The sequence below is a fragment of the Proteus sp. MB838 genome (assembly GCF_054767435.1).
In genome coordinates this window covers 68600-87565 of sequence record NZ_BAABMO010000001.1, presented here as the reverse complement: position 1 = coordinate 87565, position 18966 = coordinate 68600, and the positions used below count along the sequence as shown (strand labels likewise).

Genomic DNA, 18966 nt, shown 5'->3' with positions numbered 1-18966 from the left:
CATCATATGCGGCAATAAAAAAAGTGGCGCTATTATCGCGCCACAAAAATTGCTAATAAGAACATTGAACAGAGTCAGAGAATATTTTACTGCATTATGCTGTGTGCGTATTTGCCTCTAACCATTGCGTGATACGTTGTTTTTGTTCATCATTAAGCCACATACCAAGTTTGGTACGACGCCAAATAGCATCATCAAGATCAATCACCCACTCATGTTTAACTAAATAACGTAATTCAGCTTCGTAAAGATTATGACCGAAATTTTCGCCCATTCCGGCTAAATCAGTAATTCCTTCTAGCAACACTTCAGTATTGCTACCATAAGTGCGAGCAAAACGTAGTGCTAATGCTTCTGGTAACCAAGGATGACGTTGGCGAATAAGACGTGAATAGCCATCACGATCGTAACCTTCTAAGTTCCCCCCCGGTAATTGACCCTCTTTTGTCCACGCTTGACCCATATTAGGGAAATAAGCATTTAGCTTATCAACCGCGTGTTCACCGAGTTTACGATAAGTCGTTAATTTACCACCAAACACAGAGAGTAGTGGTGTTTTACCATTATCATCATGTACATCTAAGGTATAGTCACGAGTGATAGCTTGTGGCGAATCGGATTCGTCATCACATAATGGACGCACCCCTGAATAATTCCAGACGATATCGTCTTTGGTCAGTTGTTTCTTAAAGTGGTCGTTATAGACTTTTAATAAGTACTCAACTTCATTGTTATCAATAGCCACATCTTTTGGATCACCTTTGTATTCAACATCAGTGGTACCAATAATAGAGAACTCATCCATCCAAGGGATCACGAATACAATGCGGTTATCTTCATTTTGTAAGATATAGGCTTGGGGTTCATCGTGAGCACGTGGGATCACAATATGGCTACCTTTGATTAAGCGAATACCATAAGGTGATTTTAATTTTAACCCTTCATCGAATAATGTTTTAACCCAAGGACCGGCTGCATTCACTAATGCTTTTGCTTGATAGCGAGAAGTTTCACCGGTGCGTAAATCTTGTGCTTCCACCATCCATAAATCGTTTTCACGCCAAGCGCGCGTCACTTTGGTACGAGTACGAACTTCACCGCCACGACGAACGATCTCTTGCGCATTTAATACTACTAAACGAGCATCATCTACCCAACAGTCGGAATATTCAAAACCACGAGTTAATTCAGGTTTTAAGACAGAGTTTGCCCCGAATTTAATACTTTTACTGCCCGGTAAACTGACACGTTTGCCTAGGTGATCATAGAGGAATAAACCAATGCGGATCATCCATGCTGGGCGTAGATGAGGTTGATGCGGTAAACGGAAACGCATCGGAAATGCGATATGAGGTGCCAAACGCAATAAAACTTCACGTTCAGCCAATGCTTCACTGACTAAACGGAATTCGTAATGCTCTAAATAGCGTAAGCCACCATGAATTAATTTTGAGCTAGCAGAAGATGTTGCACTGGCTAAGTCTTGAGCTTCCAGCATTAATACTGAAAGGCCTCGGCCTGCTGCATCCGCCGCAATTCCAGCGCCGTTTATTCCGCCGCCGATGACAATCAAGTCTTTAGTTTCCATAACATCCTCCTAAGAATGCGCGAAACAATTCTTTAATGTTCGTTTTCGCTCATAATTGTAATGAATTTTGTTGGAAATGCCAACTATATAACCGATAAAAAACATTACTGCGTGATATAAATAACAATTTATTATCATATCCCTACATTTAGTGTGCTTATTAACTGAAAAGAACAAATGATGTTATTGATAAGAATAGGAAAGGGAATGGGGTTTGACAAAAGAATAAATAGGTAAAAAAAGCGGAAAATTTTAGGAAAAAGTACCCCGAAAGGTACTTTTTAATAGAGGGTTATCCTAGCAAAGCTCAAGCTGAACGTTATGTTGTTCAATAATTTTTTGAATGCCAGATGGTGGCTCTTGGTCGGTGAAAAGGTAATCAATCAGATTCATATTACCAAGATTGACCATCGCGTTACGGCCAAATTTAGAGTGGTCGGTCACTAGCATAACACAACGAGAATTTTCGATTATGGCACGTTTAGTGCGGACTTCATGGTAGTCAAATTCCAACAAAGATCCGTCCATATCAATACCACTTATCCCTAAGATGCCGTAATCAAGGCGGAATTGAGAGATAAAATCCAGGGTGGCTTCACCGACAATACCACCATCACGGGTACGCACTTCGCCACCCGCTAAGATCAAGCGAAAGTCTTCTTTATCCATCAATAAAGTGGCGACATTCAGATTATTAGTGACGATACGCAGATTTTTATGGTTAATCAGTGCATGGGCTACGGCTTCAGGGGTAGTACCAATATCAATAAATAGTGTTGCACCATCAGGAATTAAGCTAGCAACACGTTGGGCAATACGTGATTTTTCATCAGACCACATGATCTTACGGTCGTGGTAAGCGGCATTCACAGAGCTAGATGGTAATGCAGCGCCTCCATGATGACGTTGGATTTTGTTCTTTTCCGCTAATTCATTTAAATCACGTCGGATAGTCTGTGGGCTGACCTCAAAATGTTCCACCAATTCTTCGGTGCTGACATAGCCTTGTAAGCGTACCAGTTCGATGATGGCATCATGCCGTTGTGTTTGCTTCACAGGTGTCCCCTAAAGTTAAAAATATCATGTTAATTTTATTATGATTGACGAGATAATTGATGTCGATTATCCCACAAAGCCATCAATAAGCCGATAAGGAAGCCGGCAAAATGTGCAGCATTTCCGATAGAATCACCTAAAACGCCCATATAACCCGCGATTATCCACAATATGGAAAAAACAATTAAGCCGGTAGGAACACCGATCCCTTTTTCTGGAGCCCGCAAACCTGTTAAGCCAACATAGCTAATTAGCGCGTAAACAACACCAGAAAGTCCACCAAAGTTGGATTCTGCAAACAGTGATTGTGCCCAATTACTAAATAGCGCAGAAATGAGCATAATGACAAATAATTTGCCTGTACCCAGTTGTTTTTCTGTTTGGCTGGCTAAATACCACCACATCGCTAAATTAAAGGCGATATGCATGAGCGAAAAGTGAACAAATGCTGGGGTGATATAACGCCATAGTTCAAAATCGAGACTAGCATCGTATGGCCATGCAAGATGTAACATGACATTGTAATCGCCCACTATTTGCTGCCAGATAAAGACGAGCACACATAAAATAATGGTCAAAACCGTTAAAGGGCCTGATTGTTGCACCATGCTTTTGATTGAAAAAGCTGGGCGATATTGTAGACCCGTACGTTGAGGCGTACCTGTTTGCCAACTTGCCGCTTGGTAACGAGGGTGAAAAGGTTCACGAAGAAAGGTTTTTAGCTCACTTTCAACCTGATTGAGTTGTTGTTCGTTTTCCAACCAAAGGCTGACTTGTTGATTTTCTGTTTTTGCGTGGATCCGAACACCTTTTGTCGCCATATAATTGACGAACATATCAGCAAGTTGCGGGTTAGATAGTGTGATAATGTGGATCATTGAGAAACTCATCTGTAATTATTGCAGAGAAGTTATCGCTTGAGGAAACTCTCTTAGCCATGCTTCAAAACCGCCATTAATACTATATACGGTTTCAAAGCCCATATTGACCAGATATTGTGCTGCGCCTTGGCTACTATGACCGTGATAACACATCACCATCACAGGAACATCAAAATCCGCATCTTGTAGAAATTGGTTAAGCGTATCATTTGTTAAATGAAAAGCGCCAGTGGCATGACCAAGACGATAACTTTGCGGATCTCTTACATCAACTAAAATAGCCGATTGAGATACCCAAAATTGATAGGCTTGTTCAACACTAAGAAATTGAAAACTATCCATAATTGTCTTATTTATTATATTGTTAATTACATTGTTATGTTCTGAGCGAGAGAACGATATCACTATAATAACGTCAAATCAGTAAAGATGGCGTTACCTTTTGTAAATGATAATGGCATATACACAAATCCCCTAGGATATCTGTGCAGGTGAATATCAAAGGGGATTTGTAATAGAGGATCAGTAGTAGGAGTGATCACCACGTTGGTGTTCGGTTAAATCTTTCACGCCTTTTAACTCTTCTGGGAACAGGTTAAGTAGCTCTTTTTCGATACCATCTTTTAAAGTGACATCAATCATGGAGCAGCCATTACAACCACCACCGAATTGTAAGATAGCATAGCCATCTTCAGTGATTTCCATCAAGCTTACGCGGCCACCGTGACTCGCTAACTGTGGGTTGATTTGTGATTGCAGTACATATTCAACACGTTCAATTAAAGGCGCATCGTCAGCCACTTTACGCATTTTTGCATTAGGTGCTTTTAATGTTAATTGTGAGCCTAATTGGTCTGTGACAAAGTCAATTTCTGCATCTTCTAAGAAAGGTGCACTGATGTCATCAACATAAGCAGAAAGTTTTTCAAATTTAATTTCTGTGTCGTTCGGCTCTACTGCATCGGGTGGACAGTAAGAAACGCCACACTCAGCGTTAGGTGTTCCTGGGTTAATGACAAAAACACGGATTTGAGTATTGGGTTCTTGATTAGCCAATAGTTTGGCGAAGTGTGCCTGTGCGGCATCAGTAATAGTAATCATATCGTCTTGCTCAATAGTTGACTGTTCTGGTTGGTTATCATACGCCCAATTGACGGTTAACTACAAGGTTCGGCAAATAGCCCATACCTCAACAGAGCGTGCTCCAGCACGAAATAGCAAAGGTGCAATAGCATTGAGCGTCGCGCTTGTGGTGATAACATCATCAATCAGTGCCAGATCCTTGCCTGCCACTGACACTGTGCGATTTACGATAAAGGCATTATCTAAATTTTGTTGCCTTTGTTTGGCATTAAGATGTGTTTGTGCCAGTGTAGCACGAGTTCTTATCAAGGTATTAGGGTGATAAGGACAATTTAACCATCTTGCCAAAGGTTTAGCGATAGCCTCAACTTGGTCGAAGCCTCTACGCCAACGACGATGTCGATGTAGCGGTACGCTAATAATTTGCTCTGGCTTGCGAACTAAATTCTCGCGACGATGAGCAAGCCACCGTAATAAAAAAAGTTTCGCAAGACATAATGCTATCTGAGGGCGAGGATGATATTTATAAAGGTGTAATAATTTATTAAGCGGTGGGCGATAGTCAGTGACTGTCAACATCTGTTTCCAGCGAGGTGGTGATCGCAAACACCGTCCACACAATATCATTGAGTGGGTAGAGGGATACAAACATCCCGGACAACGATTATTTTGTTGTGGCAGATGACGAATACAACTTGAACAAATGCTGTGGTTACCATAACGCAATGGTTGACGACATAACCAGCAATATCCTGCTATTGTTATCAGCATAGTGAACATCCCTGTAAAATAAGAGAAGAGAGCATAACAATGAATAAATTGTATTGGCAGACTTTAGGTGAAGGAAAAACGCATCTTGTGCTGTTGCACGGATGGGGCTTGAATGCTCAGGTTTGGCAATCAATCATCACGCGATTAAGCTCGCATTTTACCCTGCATCTGGTTGATTTGCCGGGATACGGCAGAAGCCAAGGTTTTCCTGTGCTAACACTTAAAGAGATGGTTGATATTGTTTTTTCTCAGGCACCTGAAAAAAAAGCCATTTGGCTAGGATGGTCATTAGGGGGATTAGTGGCAAGCCGTATTGCACTTGATAATCCTAATAATGTACGGGCGTTAATTACCGTTGCCTCTTCCCCCTGTTTTGCTGCTCATGAAATATGGCCAGGAATTAAGCCAGACGTGTTAAAAGGTTTCGAGCAGCAATTGAGTGATAACTTTCATCGAACGGTTGAGCGCTTTTTAGCCTTGCAAACACTCGGTACTCAAAGTGCTCGTGAAGATACTAAGGCCTTGAAAGCGGTCGTGTTGGCACAACCTTTGCCTTCCGTTGAAACATTAAACGGCGGGCTGGAAATTTTACGTACAGAAGATTTGCGAGAACAGCTTACTACCTTATGTTGTCCTTTTATTCGGCTTTATGGTTATTTAGATGGTTTAGTGCCAAGAAAAGTCGCAGCTTTATTAGATGCTCATTATCCTGACTCTCCTTCGGTTATTTTTCGCCATGCCGCACATGCTCCCTTTATTTCTCATCCGGATGAATTTAGTGAAACCTTGTTAAAGCAGTGTGAGGCCTTATCAATTCTGGCATGAATGAAGAGGTTATAACGCTAATAGACTATTCAAGATGATATAGCGTTTCGCATTCTGGTGGGTTGGTTATGGTATCTAATATAGGGCAGGTTCGTTCAATAAAGGCGATAAAAGCTTCTATTTCTGTTTTACTATTATCTGCTTGGATATAGAAATGCGTCGTTATCTTACTAAAGCCGATTTTAGCCTGTTTATTCTTTCCCATAAAGCCATCGATATCTAGCTCGCCTTTTACCTCAATACGAATATTATGGAGATTAATATGGTGTAGGCGGGCGAAGCTCTTAGCAACAATGCATTTACAAGCACCGAGTGTGCCAAGTAGCGCTTCAACGGGGGTCATCGCGGTGTCGTTTCCACCCAATGAAATAGGCTCATCAAGTAATAATTGAAATTGGCGAGAAGCACATTGCATCTGCAACCCACCTTGTGTACCCGTAGAGATAATGGATGAGAATTCAGTAATCGGCATAATTTATTATCCTAATTAAGGTAAATGTATATAATTTCATTTTGGACATTTAGATGTCTTTATGGCTATTTAAGGATTGGATTATGCGCAGGTGGTGGGAAAAGTAAAATGAAGAATAACCAGCAAAAGTTGAAAAAAATTCATTTTGATTATCAGAAAAACCCCCTGTGAGATAGCAGGGGGATATGGAAGGTATGTGTTTAAAAGAGACAGTGAGTTAGGAGCGTAATTGATAAACTTTAGTCTGACATGCGGTGGCTTCAGGGCAGCTTTTACAGCTACCCACCAAGCACTCTTCTACATCGACCTCTTGTAATTTACCCATTAACGTAAGCCGCTCTAACATCGCTTTTACCATAGGTTCAGGCATATTAAGCTGATGGCTGACAAGACGAGCATCAGCCCGACCGTTAAGCGCGACACAATCACGAACTTGCATCAAACTTGCCATCTTATTTTTCCTTTTGTGACTTAGTGACAGCTACCTTGTTTACCACAGCACTGTTTCGCTAATGAGCGTTTGTTACTTAAATTAAAACTGAGACGATGACGAGATTTACGTAATAGTACAAAGACAATTAAGTTAAATATCAATACAGCAGCAATGGTGATGGTACTACTTTGTGGATGTTCGCTAAATGTCGCTGTTTGGTAGAATAACGCGGCAAGTGAGTAAGCAATATTTAATCCCCAAAGAATAGAGAATGTCATCCAACCACGACTGGTTTCACGAGCAATAGCCCCCATTACGGAGACACAAGGCACATATAGTAGAACGAAAATTAAGTAGCTATAGGCCGCTATTGCACTACCAAATTTGCTGCCCATGGTACCCATAGTCCCCGTATCCATTTCACCATCACCTTTACTTGCCTCAATAGGATTGGAAAGTGCGGCGAATGTAAAGGTTTCTTTTAAGCTATCCCAAGTTTCAGCAAAGGCGTCACCAATTTCGCCCCATAGATCAAACTCTTCAGGAACGAAAGGTTCATTAACAATACTTTCTGCGGTGTACAGTGTATTTAATGTTCCCACAACCACTTCTTTTGCCATTGCCCCAGTGACTAAACCAACGGTAGCTTGCCAGTTATCGTTATGCACACCAATAGGTTGCAATAACGGAGTGATTACTTTACTGACGGAAGCGAGGGCAGAATCATTAATACTATCAGCCGCTTTACCGGAAAAAGTGAAGCTATTTAATGCACCAATAAACATACTGGCGATGATAATCACTTTACCCGCGCGGATAACAAAGCCTTTTAAACGTTGCCAAGTTTGTATTAATAAGGTTTTGATATGGGGAACGTGATAAACCGGCAACTCCATGACAAAAGGAGAAGCTTCACCTCGCATAATGGTATGTTTGAGTAGTAAACCCGTCAAAATAGCAACAAGGATCCCTAATAAATAAAGTGAAAAAACCACGCTGGCGCCATTTTTACCAAAGAATGCGGCAGCAAAAACAGCAAATATGGCTAAACGTGCACCACAAGACATAAAGGGAGCCATTAAGATAGTAATTAATCGCTCTCTTGGGGCGTCTAGAGTACGTGCCCCCATAATGGATGGGACGTTACAACCAAATCCAACAATCAGCGGTACAAAGGATTTACCGGGCAATCCTAGCGCTTGCATTAATCTATCCATCACGAAAGCAGCACGTGCCATATAGCCAGAGTCTTCAAGGATAGATAAAAAGAGATACATCATGCCGATTTGTGGTACCAGAGGGAGTACAGTATTAATACCACCACCAACACCTTGAGCAAGGAAAATAGTTAACCATTCAGGGAAATTGAATGTTGCACCTAGCCATTGGATCCCATGTATAAAGATAGCTTCAGAGCCACCTTCAAACGCGGGCTGCAATGCTCCACCAATATTGATGGCAAGCACAAACATTAAATACATGACAAACAAGAAGATAGGAACACCTAACCAGCGATTTAATATCACTTTATCGATATTTTGTGTGAGCTGATTGGGCTTAATGAACTCCATATTAATGACTGCATGGCAAATACGCTCAATGTTTTGATAACGTGCATCGGCAATCACTAATTCTGGCTCATTACTATGCTCAGTTTGAATGCGCTGACGAATGGCTTTTATCTCTTGTGAGGTAATTTCAGCACGTTGATGAGTATAGATATCCCCTTCTAAACATTGTAATGCCATCCAACGGCGTTGCTGTAAATTGAATTCATCGTGATTAATTTTTTCAGCTAAAGATTCAACTTCGTTTAATAACCATATTGGATAAGAAGTTAGTAACTCTTCGGGTTTTCTTTTGGTAGCAGGAAAGCTATCAATAGTGTCTTTCAGTTTATCAATCCCTGATGCCTTGGTTGATACCATAGGGATCACTGGACAACCGAGTTGTTCAGAAAGCGCTTGAATATCAATTTGCATATTTTGGTGTTCAGCAATATCAAGCATATTTAGTGCCACGATACAGGGAATACCGAGTTCAAGCAGTTGTAATGTGAGATAAAGATTACGTTCAAGATTGGAAGCATCTACAACGTTAATCAACATATCTGCTTCATTACTTAAGATGAAGTGACAAGCAATTTGCTCATCAAGAGAGGTCTGTTCTGAAATTGTTGTTAAAGAATAAGTGCCCGGTAAGTCAACTAATTCAATTTTATGATTTTTGGTTGTAAAGCGACCTACCTTACGTTCAACAGTAACACCCGCCCAGTTACCGACACGTTGACGAGAGCCTGTTAACTGATTAAAAAGCGTTGTTTTACCCGCATTAGGATTACCGATAAGACCAATAGTAAGAGGAGTCATAATAGTGATGCCAGTAGTTGTATTGCCTGAGTAGTTGATAAATAAGCTGTTATTTTTCGTTATGAGCGATTTCGCTAAGATTTATCAAAGCGAGATCTTTTTTACGCAAAATTAAAGAGACCCGATGAGTTTCAATTTGGATAGGATCACCTAAAGGTGCGATACGGATCACATTGAAAATAGCGCCTGGCAGCATCCCTAATGATAATAGCTTCTGCCGATAGGCAGGGCTAATTTGCGGGGAATAGCTGAGGATCTTGTAGCTATGATTTGGAATGAGAGACATAAAACGTCCTTCCACTAATTATATTGATACAAAAAATAATGATACTGATAATTATTAACGCATTTAAAAAGAAAACGCACAAGAAAAATAGGGTGATTAGGTAAATATTTAATGCAAATGAGAATTATAACCATCTTTATTGAGTATAATTTAGCCCACAATGGCTATGTGTTCTCTTGATGTACATCAATTTAATTTATAATAATGGTCGAAAAGCTATCAGATAAATGCCGTGAAGGCTGTACTGTTATTCATCAAAAAACAAACTGTAACAGTTAGAGATAATTGCGCATCATTAGTGTAACAATCAGTGAATGCTATTAACGGGATCTATCATCAAGGTCATACTGACAGATCCCGTTGCAGAGAATAGTGCTACTTAATTAGTGGGATTAGTGAGTCTGCTGGTGGCTAAAAAGTTGATAAATCGTATTAGGGGTATAACTATAACCTTCATAAGAGATAACCCAATCAGTGATGAACGCAATATCAATGGGATAAATGCCACCTTCTTCCATTTCTTGTACATAGAATGGTACGTTAAGTAACTTAGCATAAATTCGGTCACCTTCTCGAGACTGAGGGATAAACCACATGTGCTCAAGCTCTTTTTCTTCCTTATCACCATAAGGAATACCAAACTTAATCATAAATTGCCATGGGCTCTCAGTTTCTTCATTGCTCTCTTTACTACCTAATAATTTTGCCAAGAAACCGGTTTTTTTCTCTACGGGGGGCTGATGGTAGTTATCAAACATGGAGAGAAAATATTGCCAACGCCTTTTGGCCTTTTCTGCCATTTCGTAGGTTTCTTCGTTACTGCGTAGTAGCATCATGGCTTGTTGTTCTTCATAACCTTTAAAGAAAGTTTCTAAAATAGGGTTTTCTTCATTAGTTCTAAATAACATCGATGATGGGTGCTGATGATATTCGTCTCTATCAGCCATATCGCCCAGAAATACGCCATGTGGTGCCCCTTGAGTGTTATAACGCATCTCTTCTAATGGTCTAAGACTATCTAAAGGTGTGGACTGATTAACGTGACGTATACCTTCTTCAAAGGGCAGCGCGACTAAATATTCTAACCCTGACGAAGTTTGTCCGCAAAGCATCGGCTCGCCAAATTCAATTTGGCGGTTGTTAATACTGTTATTGACAAAACAACGGAAAAGATCAGGAATACCGTAGTAAGATTCCAACATGCTTGGGATCACTAAATCAACTTCAGTTAAGCCACAACGTTGCAAGCCATGGGTATGAAACCAGAACATGGTTGGTGGATCATTTTCTGTATCGTAAACTGCATGAATAACATACAAACTTTCTACTTCAGGATAGAGATCGGGTGTCTCCAATTGAAAGCGTATCCATTCGGGAGTTAATCCTTTACCTGCGGCAGATTCATCCAGTGCGAGGATCATTTCTGGCGCAATTATGTTCAGTAGATTGAGCTGATGGCGATAACTCGCTAAAGGATGTAGGGTGTCAGAGAACATCGTTTCTAATAAGATGTCTTGAGTGGTGGCATTGGCATGGGCTAATAGCTCAGGAGTCATCTCATCTGTCGCATACATAGGACGTATTTGATAATCTTCTGATCGTGGTAGCAGACAGATAAAAAAATGGAGCTCATCATCGCCATGTTGGCAATGATAGAAAAAACCTTCATCAAGATCATCACTAAGATAGCTTATCTCACCATCTGTGTATTCGGTCTGTTCCTCTAGGCGTTGTTCTATCAATGCATAGTTTAGTGGCTGTGCAGGGAATGCCACTATACGAGAGGGCTCTTTTTTTCCTTGCCCTGCGGCGATATCTAAATAGTGTTGTTTATTATCCATACTTATTATTACTCGTATATTAAAAGAAGAAAAATAGAATATCAGGGTTATTTAATAAGAAATAGATAGAGTTGTCTGAGCTTTTATTTAAAAAATAAATTTAAATAAAAAATCATAATTTCTAATTATGACTCTCTAAAATAGAGAGAAAGGAAATGAACAGATACCAATATATATTTGGTATCTGTCAGATTAAGATAGGGTAACGATAAATTACTTACCTTTTAATAACTGCATAATATCTTCTGTTTTTTCTTCATCGTCATCTTCTTCAAACTCAATGCCTAATTCCGCCATTAACGCATCGATGCGATCAAGGGTTTTTTCAGTATAAGCTTGCTCTTCAGGATTGAGTTTACCCCCTTCTTCCAGACGAGAGAGTAATTCATCTAAACGAGTATCATTCTCTAAGAGTGCTAACTCTTCTTCTAACGATAAGCGCATAGGCTCCATTTTTGTTGGCGCGGATTTTTTCTTATCTACTTTAGGCGCCTGATTATCCACGATGAGTGGAATTGGTTTTTTACTACCAATACGTGGATCTTTCTGTTCATTGGTTTGCGCTTGCTCTTTTTTCATCGCTTCCTGCTGACGGTTACCAGCAGGATTGCCACGATGCTTTTTCTGGCGCTTACGTTCACGTCCTTCTGCATTTAGCTCTTCACGTGTTTTTTTACGCGTTTTAGCTGCGGGTTTTCTTTTAATCATATTCATAATGGTAACTCGATTTGTGATCTTATTGGTTGCGCAATCTATCAGAAACTATTTTGCGATAAAAGCACGAATTTAAGACAATTTAATATTTACTCACGTACAATGTAGCGCTCGGTTTACTATACTTTACTGTATTGTGATAGCAATTAACTATAAATTTAAACTAATTAACTTAACATTCTGTTTATTATGACATTATCATTTGCTCGATTACGCAAACCAGTTTATTGGTGGATAATTGGTTATGCGGTTTTATGGATTATCGTCAGCTATTTATTTGATCCCACCGTACCTTATGATGCCGTAGAAGCGGTTAACTGGGGTACTAATGGCGGTTGGGGCTCACCTAAAAACCCTTGGTTTGTTGGTTTTATTATGTGGCCAGCCATTTATGGTGGTATTGATTTTAGCTTTTATTGGTATTTTATCCACTTTGTGATGATAGCCATCGGCTTATTAGGTGTTTGGAATTTAGCCTATAAGTTAACCAAAAATTATCACCTAGCTTGGTTTGCCATGTTAGGTTTAAATTTATCAGGAATTATTAATTTCGATATCATTCCTTATAACGATAATTATATTTTAGTGGGTTGCTGGCCTTGGGCGCTCTATTTCTTTTTATGCGCTATCAATGACAACCCCAAATATTGGTGTGGATTCGCTGCAGTGATGGGGGTGGCTACTATGGGGAAATACTCCTCATTAGCCCTGATTGGTGCGGTATTCTTATTAAGCGTATTAGTACCTAAAGTTCGTCAAAGCTATCGCTCCCCTTATTTTTACTTTGCGATAGCTATTTGGTTGGCGTTTGTCATACCTAATTTTATTTGGTTGTGGCAAAACGACTTTGCCGCCTTTAAATGGGTCGACTCACAAATAGAAGCACGTTTTAATTTACGTACGTTACGTGCCGCTTTAACGGTTTTCTATCCAGTGCTACTAATGTGGGGAATTGTACGTCTTTATGGTGGGCGAGTTAGTTGGCGTACTTCTCAAGATAGTCAATTATTGAATTTTATTTTGCTATTCCCATTAGCGATTATTTTTATTTGGTTTAGTTTCCATGAAGGGGGACGTATCACTGAGTGGTTACAACCTTTTATGTCAGTGGCTACTGCTCTTTTTGTCGGCTCAATTAGCGTCATACCTAAGCGTTCATTACGTGGTGTGTTATATGGTTTAGCGGTTTTTGGTATGTTAGTGGTATCTGGTTATACGGTAGTACAAGCTGCTAATGTGCGTAATGCGGGTCAAAAGTTTATTGGTGTTAAAACCTTTGTACAAGATGTCGAGAATGCTTGGCATCAGCATTATCATCAGCCTTTATCTTATGTAGGGGGTGAGTATATGCATGAGTGGGTCACTTTTTATGGCAAAGATAGACCGCTATCAGCCCAACCCTGGATTGTCGAGAAAGATGTTCAGCCCCCTAATATTTATAACCGTCATATTACGTTGGCGCAATTAGAGGACAAAGGTGTCTTATTGATTGGCCCGGTGGGGTATTACTGTGATAAAGCCCATTTCGATGCGGGATTACAATATTGGCCGAGTTTAAAAATAGCAGATACTCAAGAGATCATGTTTCGCTCTGAGCCTGATGCACTGGCAGAGCCGGTATGTATCGCTTTTGTCTCGCCTAAACAGCAATAAGAGAAGTTGTAAAATGCGTTATGCTGATATTCGTATTGAAACAGAGCGATTATTATTACGCTCTTTTGCCATGAAGGATGCTCAAGAGTGGTTCCAGATCATGAGCTCTCCTGAGGTTACTCGTTATTGGAGCCATCTTCCTTGGCAAAATATACAACAAGCGAAGGAAGATATTATTCAGGATATTACGCATATGGAGCGTAAGGAATATCTGCGTTTAGCCATTATTGATAAAGCAACAGATAAACTTATTGGCATGTGTGTATTCTTCAATCATCATCTCCATTCTTGCCGTGGTGAAATTGGTTATTGTCTTGATAACGTCTTTCAAGGAAAAGGGTTGATGTATGAGGCAATGATTGCTTTTATTGATTATTTAAGAACACATCTATCAATACGCCGTTTAGAAGCGGATATACATCCCGATAACCAAGCCTCTAGGGCATTATTAACCAAGCTTGGTTTTGAGCAAGAAGGCTATTTAAAGCAACGCTGGATTGTTGGTGATGAAGTGTCTGATTCCGCTATTTTTGGTTTGTTGCTACCAACTTATATCAAGTAATTTAAGATAATAAAAAGCACCAGTGATGAATATTATTGGTGCTTTTTTATTATCAATAAATTAATTTATTAAATATTAAAATAAATTATTTAAATCAATGACATGAGTGTCAATTAATAATATTTTTAGAATAAATAACAGTGAAACGATCACCACACAGAGATTAATTTCTTTCCAGCGTAGAGTACCCACTTTCATCACACAATAGGCGATAAAGCCAAGGGCGATACCTTCGGTGATAGAAAAGCTAAATGGCATCATCACGGCGGTAATAAACGCTGGTACGGATTCAGTTAAATCATCCCATTTTACGCGCGTTAAGCTGGAGGTCATCAGCACCCCGACGTAAATTAATGCCCCTGCGGTAGCGTAGCTTGGCACCATTCCAGCCAGTGGTGATAAGAAAATGGCGAGTAAGAAAAGAATACCGACCACAACTGCAGTTAATCCGGTACGACCACCAACAGAAACACCAGAGGTACTTTCAATAAATGCGGTAACAGATGATGTCCCCATGGCGGAGCCTGCGACAGAACTTAAACTATCTACATAGAGCGCTTGTTTCATCCGTGGAAATTTACCTTTATCGTCAGTTAAACCCGCCTTATCGGTGACACCAATTAATGTACCGGATGAGTCAAATAAGTTAACCAACATAAAAGCAAAGATAACCCCAGACAAGCCAATATCTAATGCGCCAACAATATCAACCTGCCCTACAACGGGAGCAATAGAAGGGGGGATATCAAAGATACCTTGATATTGAACATCCCCTAATAACAGGCCAATCACCGTAGTGATAATAATCGATATTAAGATTGCCGCATGAATATTACGAGCCGCAAGGATGGCGATAATAAAAAAGCCTAGAGCACCTAATAACACATTGTGGGAGGCAAAATTACCGATAGTCACAATGGTGTCGTTGTTAGGAATAATGATCCCAGAGTTTTTTAGGCCCATCATGGCAATAAACAGACCGATACCGCTGGTGATCCCAACACGTAAACTAAGCGGAATATGCGCTATTATCCAATAGCGTATACGAAAGAGAGTAAGCAAAAAGAGACCTACTGCGCCCCAAAAAATAGCGCCCATGGCCACTTGCCATGAATACCCCATCGCTCCTACTACGACAAAGGCAAAAAAGGCATTTAGACCCATCGCGGGTGCGACGGCGATAGGTAGATTAGCCACCAGTCCCATTAAAATACTACCGAACGCGGCAATTAAGCAGGTAGTAACAAACACTGCTTTAATATCCATATGGGCTGCAGCAAGAATTTGTGGGTTAACAAAGATAATGTAAACCATGGTTAAAAAAGTGGTGACACCGGCGATCAGTTCTGTGCGAACCGTGGTGCCGTGTTCCTGAAGTTTAAACAGGCGTTGGAGCAAACTCTGCGGAGCAGAATTTGGTGGTGACATGCTCATAGACAAAAGATCCCAAAAAAAAATGTTTTTCGCTTTATCCTACACAAATAAATTAGAAACTGCACCTAAAAAGTAATCGATTGCGTTTTAAGACGAACATATCACGAAAAAGTGTTGTAGAGATAAAGGAGGTATAGGTTTTAATTAAGCATTAATACCTATAGTAATAATGCTTGTTATTAGAAATAAAATGATATCTCTATTGGTATTATTTTTATCAGAGTAATTATTTATATTGTTTTCATTTTATTTAGTTCGGGATCTAATTAATTATGAATATGCTTTCCTATTGCCAAATAAATATATTTCTCTAAAGTTAACTCACCAGTAAATTTCAATCGATTTTTTGTTTTATATTTTATTTGTCACCTGTTAGTGCTTAATAGATCTTTTAAATAAAGAGAGATCTTATTATTTAATTAACTTTTGTGCTTAATATAAGGTAATTATAATGAATAGGAAAAAAATTGTTTCTTTTAAAATTAATTTATTAGTTTTCTCTGTATTATCAACGTTAAATATGGCGACTGTAGTACAGGCGGATCCGTCTGCTCATATTGTTGTGCAACAACAGCAAAAAAATAGTAGTGTTGATATTCTTAATATTGCCGCAGCGATTAATGGCTATTCCAGTAATTCATTAACCAGTTTTGATGTTTCTGAAGCAGGGTTAATATTAAATAATAGTCCTGATGGCGCTGATACTCAATTATCGGGGCATATTGACGGTAATAGTAATTTATCTAGCGGTGCGGCAAAAGAGATTACTCTTGAGGTTAATGCTAAAAAAGCCATTACGTTAAATGGCCCTGTTGAGGTGGCCGGAACAAAAGCACGGGTTATTTTATCTAATCCTGCTGGAATTATTTGTAGTAGCTGTAACTTTCTTAGTGCTGACCGTGTTGTGTTGACTACTGGGAAAGTGAATACACAAAATGATACCGTTGATAGTTATAAAGTGGAAAAAGGGAATATTACTGTTAAAGGTAATGCCACTTTTGATAAAAGTGCGCAACAGATTGATTTAATTGCCCGCAATGTTTCCATTGAAACGCCTCTTGATGCATCTGGTATTAATGTGAATGTGATAACTGGCGCTAATGAAGTTAAAGCACAAGATAATACGGTGGTTGCACAAAAGCCAACAGGCGTTGCTAGTAAATATAGTTTGCAGATAGTCAAGAATGCAGGAGTGAGAAGCTCATCGCTAAAATTTATAGGTACTGAAGCTAACTCACCACTGAAAAATAATGGTAATGTTGAAACTGCTGGGGGAGGGATCGAGCTTATTCATAGCGGTGCACTTGATAATAATAAAGGTAACTTCTTATCTGAGGGGGATATCTATTTTGCTTTCGATAAAGGTGTTACAAATAGTACTGGTGAAATACAAAGTACTAAAACTATCTCAATAGAAACAAAAGAAGCGAAAGTTGATAATATCTCTGGTGGTAATATTTCTGCGGATGGAAATGTAACTATCAATAGTGGTGAATTTAAAAACAATGCCTCCTATATTGCAAGTAAAGATAAATTAGATATTCAGACAAACGGTAAACCAATAACGAATACTGCAACGGTCGGTGAAGGCGTCGGTATTTCTGCTACTAATGGTATTAAGATTAATAGTGGCTTATTTAATAATAAAGAGGGTGAAATCAATTCTAAAAGTGTCATTGATATTAATACTAACCTAAAAGATTTCAATAATATTGATGCTTATATTGATGCGTCAGGGGATATTAGTATTAATAGTGGCGCAATGAATAATACCCATAGTCGTCTACGCTCAGTTACTCGTGTTGAAATTGATACTAATGGTAAGGCACTGAAAAATACCGGCATGACGGCAGATACTGCTAGCGATGATTCATTAGGTATTCTTAGTGGTCTGGATGGTATGACAGTTAATATTGCTGGACTGAATAATGACCAAGGGATTATTGCCACCGATGGCGATATGAACTTCACTAACAAAGGCGACATTACCAATAAATGGGGACATATAAAATCAGGGGGATACTTGACATTTAGTAGTGATAAGATCAAAAACCTCTATGGTGGCTTAGCATCTAAAACTGGTGCTAATGTGACTTTCTCCCAGACATTAGATAATAACTTTGGTGTTTTTTACTTAGAAGGCGATAGCGTTACCATCAGTGCGCCTTATATAAATAATAATAAAGGTGTTATTAAAGGAGACGCTATTTATTTTAAAACAGATAAATTTAATAACACATCAGGATTTGTGATCACTGAACAGAAATTAGAGATTGATACACCAGAACTGACGAATAACAGCAGTTTAGATTTCAAAACAGAAATGGGCTTTTATCTGGGGCAACCTGATCAGAAAGGGGGATTAATTAGTAAAGGAGAAATGAAATTAAGCGGTAATAAATTAGTGAGTAATAAAGGACGTATTGTAACAGAAAATGGGGATATGGAGCTTAAATTCACCTCTGTTGATAATACCAGTGGTACTATTGCATCACATAAAAATGCCTCTGTAGTGACAAGCACCTTTACCAATTCACAAGGCACATTGTTTGGCCAGGATAAATTAACACTACAAACCGATACACTGAAAAATAACAGTACAGGTTCGGTTGAAAGTAATACCTTAAAAGGTGTTATTGCGTCGAGTGGTGATACTGAAGTGACGGTTAATCGTGATTTTGAAAACAATGGCGTCATTTCTGGTGTAGAACATTTACGTGTAAATATAAATGGTAAATATACCAATGCCAGCAATAGTATTATGTCAGGTAAAAATAGTTTCGAATTAGGTGTGACAGGAAATATTATTAATCGCGGTATTCTTAATTCAATAAAAGACACGACTATTTCTGGTGAGAATATTACTAATGAAAAATCAGGTATTATTGTTGGTAGAGAAAGTATTACTATCGATAATAAAGGCACTTTTACTAATAAAGGTAAAGTTGTCGGGCCGTTAAATAAATAACATTTTAGCCTATCTATGAGCGATATTTTG

General features: G+C 39.2%; 17 protein-coding genes. 4 read left to right on the top strand and 13 right to left on the bottom strand.

From position 1 onward, the window contains the following. Positions 1 to 94: 94 nt before the first annotated feature. From glpD to ACYUCW_RS00375, 6 genes are all read right to left on the bottom strand, one after another. On the bottom strand, positions 95 to 1588 hold the full coding sequence (gene glpD, locus ACYUCW_RS00400) for a glycerol-3-phosphate dehydrogenase (protein WP_163748119.1): 1494 nt from the start codon (positions 1586 to 1588) through the stop codon (positions 95 to 97). Positions 1589 to 1885: 297 nt separating this feature from the next. After that, positions 1886 to 2644 carry a DeoR/GlpR family transcriptional regulator gene (locus ACYUCW_RS00395; protein ID WP_004246753.1) on the bottom strand — a complete coding sequence of 253 codons (759 nt, stop codon included), beginning with the start codon at positions 2642 to 2644 and terminating at the stop codon, positions 1886 to 1888. Between the two features lie 38 nt (positions 2645 to 2682). Then, complete coding sequence (glpG, locus tag ACYUCW_RS00390; protein ID WP_004246754.1) at positions 2683 to 3522, bottom strand: rhomboid family intramembrane serine protease GlpG; 840 nt, start codon at positions 3520 to 3522, stop codon at positions 2683 to 2685. An 18-nt stretch (positions 3523 to 3540) separates the two neighbouring features. Then, a complete protein-coding gene (glpE, locus tag ACYUCW_RS00385; RefSeq protein ID WP_004249057.1) occupies positions 3541 to 3867 on the bottom strand; it encodes a thiosulfate sulfurtransferase GlpE in 327 nt (108 codons plus the stop codon). A 180-nt stretch (positions 3868 to 4047) separates the two neighbouring features. Then, the gene (nfuA, locus tag ACYUCW_RS00380) at positions 4048 to 4626 is read right to left on the bottom strand and encodes a Fe-S biogenesis protein NfuA (RefSeq protein WP_004246756.1); all 579 of its coding nucleotides are present in this window, start codon (positions 4624 to 4626) and stop codon (positions 4048 to 4050) included. Between the two features lie 60 nt (positions 4627 to 4686). Then, the gene (locus tag ACYUCW_RS00375; protein WP_239506406.1) at positions 4687 to 5379 is read right to left on the bottom strand and encodes a DNA utilization protein GntX; all 693 of its coding nucleotides are present in this window, start codon (positions 5377 to 5379) and stop codon (positions 4687 to 4689) included. 39 nt (positions 5380 to 5418) lie between these two features. Here ACYUCW_RS00375 and bioH point away from each other — a divergent pair, with 39 nt between their 5' ends. Further along, positions 5419 to 6204 carry a pimeloyl-ACP methyl ester esterase BioH gene (gene bioH, locus ACYUCW_RS00370; RefSeq protein WP_460408031.1) on the top strand — a complete coding sequence of 262 codons (786 nt, stop codon included), beginning with the start codon at positions 5419 to 5421 and terminating at the stop codon, positions 6202 to 6204. Positions 6205 to 6229: 25 nt separating this feature from the next. Here the strand turns inward: bioH and ACYUCW_RS00365 are convergent, their stop codons facing one another. From ACYUCW_RS00365 to yihI, 6 genes are all read right to left on the bottom strand, one after another. Beyond that, positions 6230 to 6676, bottom strand: a complete 447-nt coding sequence (locus ACYUCW_RS00365; RefSeq protein WP_004246759.1) for an OsmC family protein — start codon at positions 6674 to 6676, stop codon at positions 6230 to 6232. 217 nt (positions 6677 to 6893) lie between these two features. Then, the gene (locus tag ACYUCW_RS00360) at positions 6894 to 7127 is read right to left on the bottom strand and encodes a FeoC-like transcriptional regulator (protein ID WP_004246761.1); all 234 of its coding nucleotides are present in this window, start codon (positions 7125 to 7127) and stop codon (positions 6894 to 6896) included. Between the two features lie 20 nt (positions 7128 to 7147). Next, positions 7148 to 9478, bottom strand: coding sequence for a Fe(2+) transporter permease subunit FeoB (gene feoB / locus ACYUCW_RS00355; protein ID WP_087726327.1), 2331 nt, complete (start codon positions 9476 to 9478; stop codon positions 7148 to 7150). Between the two features lie 49 nt (positions 9479 to 9527). After that, positions 9528 to 9764 carry a ferrous iron transporter A gene (feoA, locus tag ACYUCW_RS00350; protein ID WP_004246763.1) on the bottom strand — a complete coding sequence of 79 codons (237 nt, stop codon included), beginning with the start codon at positions 9762 to 9764 and terminating at the stop codon, positions 9528 to 9530. Positions 9765 to 10156: 392 nt separating this feature from the next. Continuing rightward, the gene (locus tag ACYUCW_RS00345; RefSeq protein ID WP_004249059.1) at positions 10157 to 11605 is read right to left on the bottom strand and encodes a DUF4026 domain-containing protein; all 1449 of its coding nucleotides are present in this window, start codon (positions 11603 to 11605) and stop codon (positions 10157 to 10159) included. Positions 11606 to 11818: 213 nt separating this feature from the next. After that, positions 11819 to 12319: a Der GTPase-activating protein YihI gene (gene yihI / locus ACYUCW_RS00340; protein WP_004249060.1), complete on the bottom strand. Its 501-nt coding sequence runs from the start codon at positions 12317 to 12319 to the stop codon at positions 11819 to 11821. Positions 12320 to 12508: 189 nt separating this feature from the next. Between yihI and ACYUCW_RS00335 the strand changes: the two genes are divergently transcribed. Together ACYUCW_RS00335 and ACYUCW_RS00330 are read left to right on the top strand one after the other, a co-directional pair. Beyond that, positions 12509 to 13972 carry a glycosyltransferase family 39 protein gene (locus ACYUCW_RS00335; RefSeq protein ID WP_026164605.1) on the top strand — a complete coding sequence of 488 codons (1464 nt, stop codon included), beginning with the start codon at positions 12509 to 12511 and terminating at the stop codon, positions 13970 to 13972. Between the two features lie 13 nt (positions 13973 to 13985). Beyond that, on the top strand, positions 13986 to 14534 hold the full coding sequence (locus ACYUCW_RS00330; RefSeq protein ID WP_110706872.1) for a GNAT family N-acetyltransferase: 549 nt from the start codon (positions 13986 to 13988) through the stop codon (positions 14532 to 14534). A gap of 75 nt (positions 14535 to 14609) precedes the next feature. Here ACYUCW_RS00330 and ACYUCW_RS00325 read toward each other — a convergent pair whose 3' ends face one another. Continuing rightward, complete coding sequence (locus ACYUCW_RS00325; protein WP_460408026.1) at positions 14610 to 15968, bottom strand: NCS2 family permease; 1359 nt, start codon at positions 15966 to 15968, stop codon at positions 14610 to 14612. 451 nt (positions 15969 to 16419) lie between these two features. Here ACYUCW_RS00325 and ACYUCW_RS00320 point away from each other — a divergent pair, with 451 nt between their 5' ends. After that, positions 16420 to 18936, top strand: a complete 2517-nt coding sequence (locus ACYUCW_RS00320; protein WP_049195158.1) for a two-partner secretion domain-containing protein — start codon at positions 16420 to 16422, stop codon at positions 18934 to 18936. Positions 18937 to 18966: the final 30 nt, after the last annotated feature.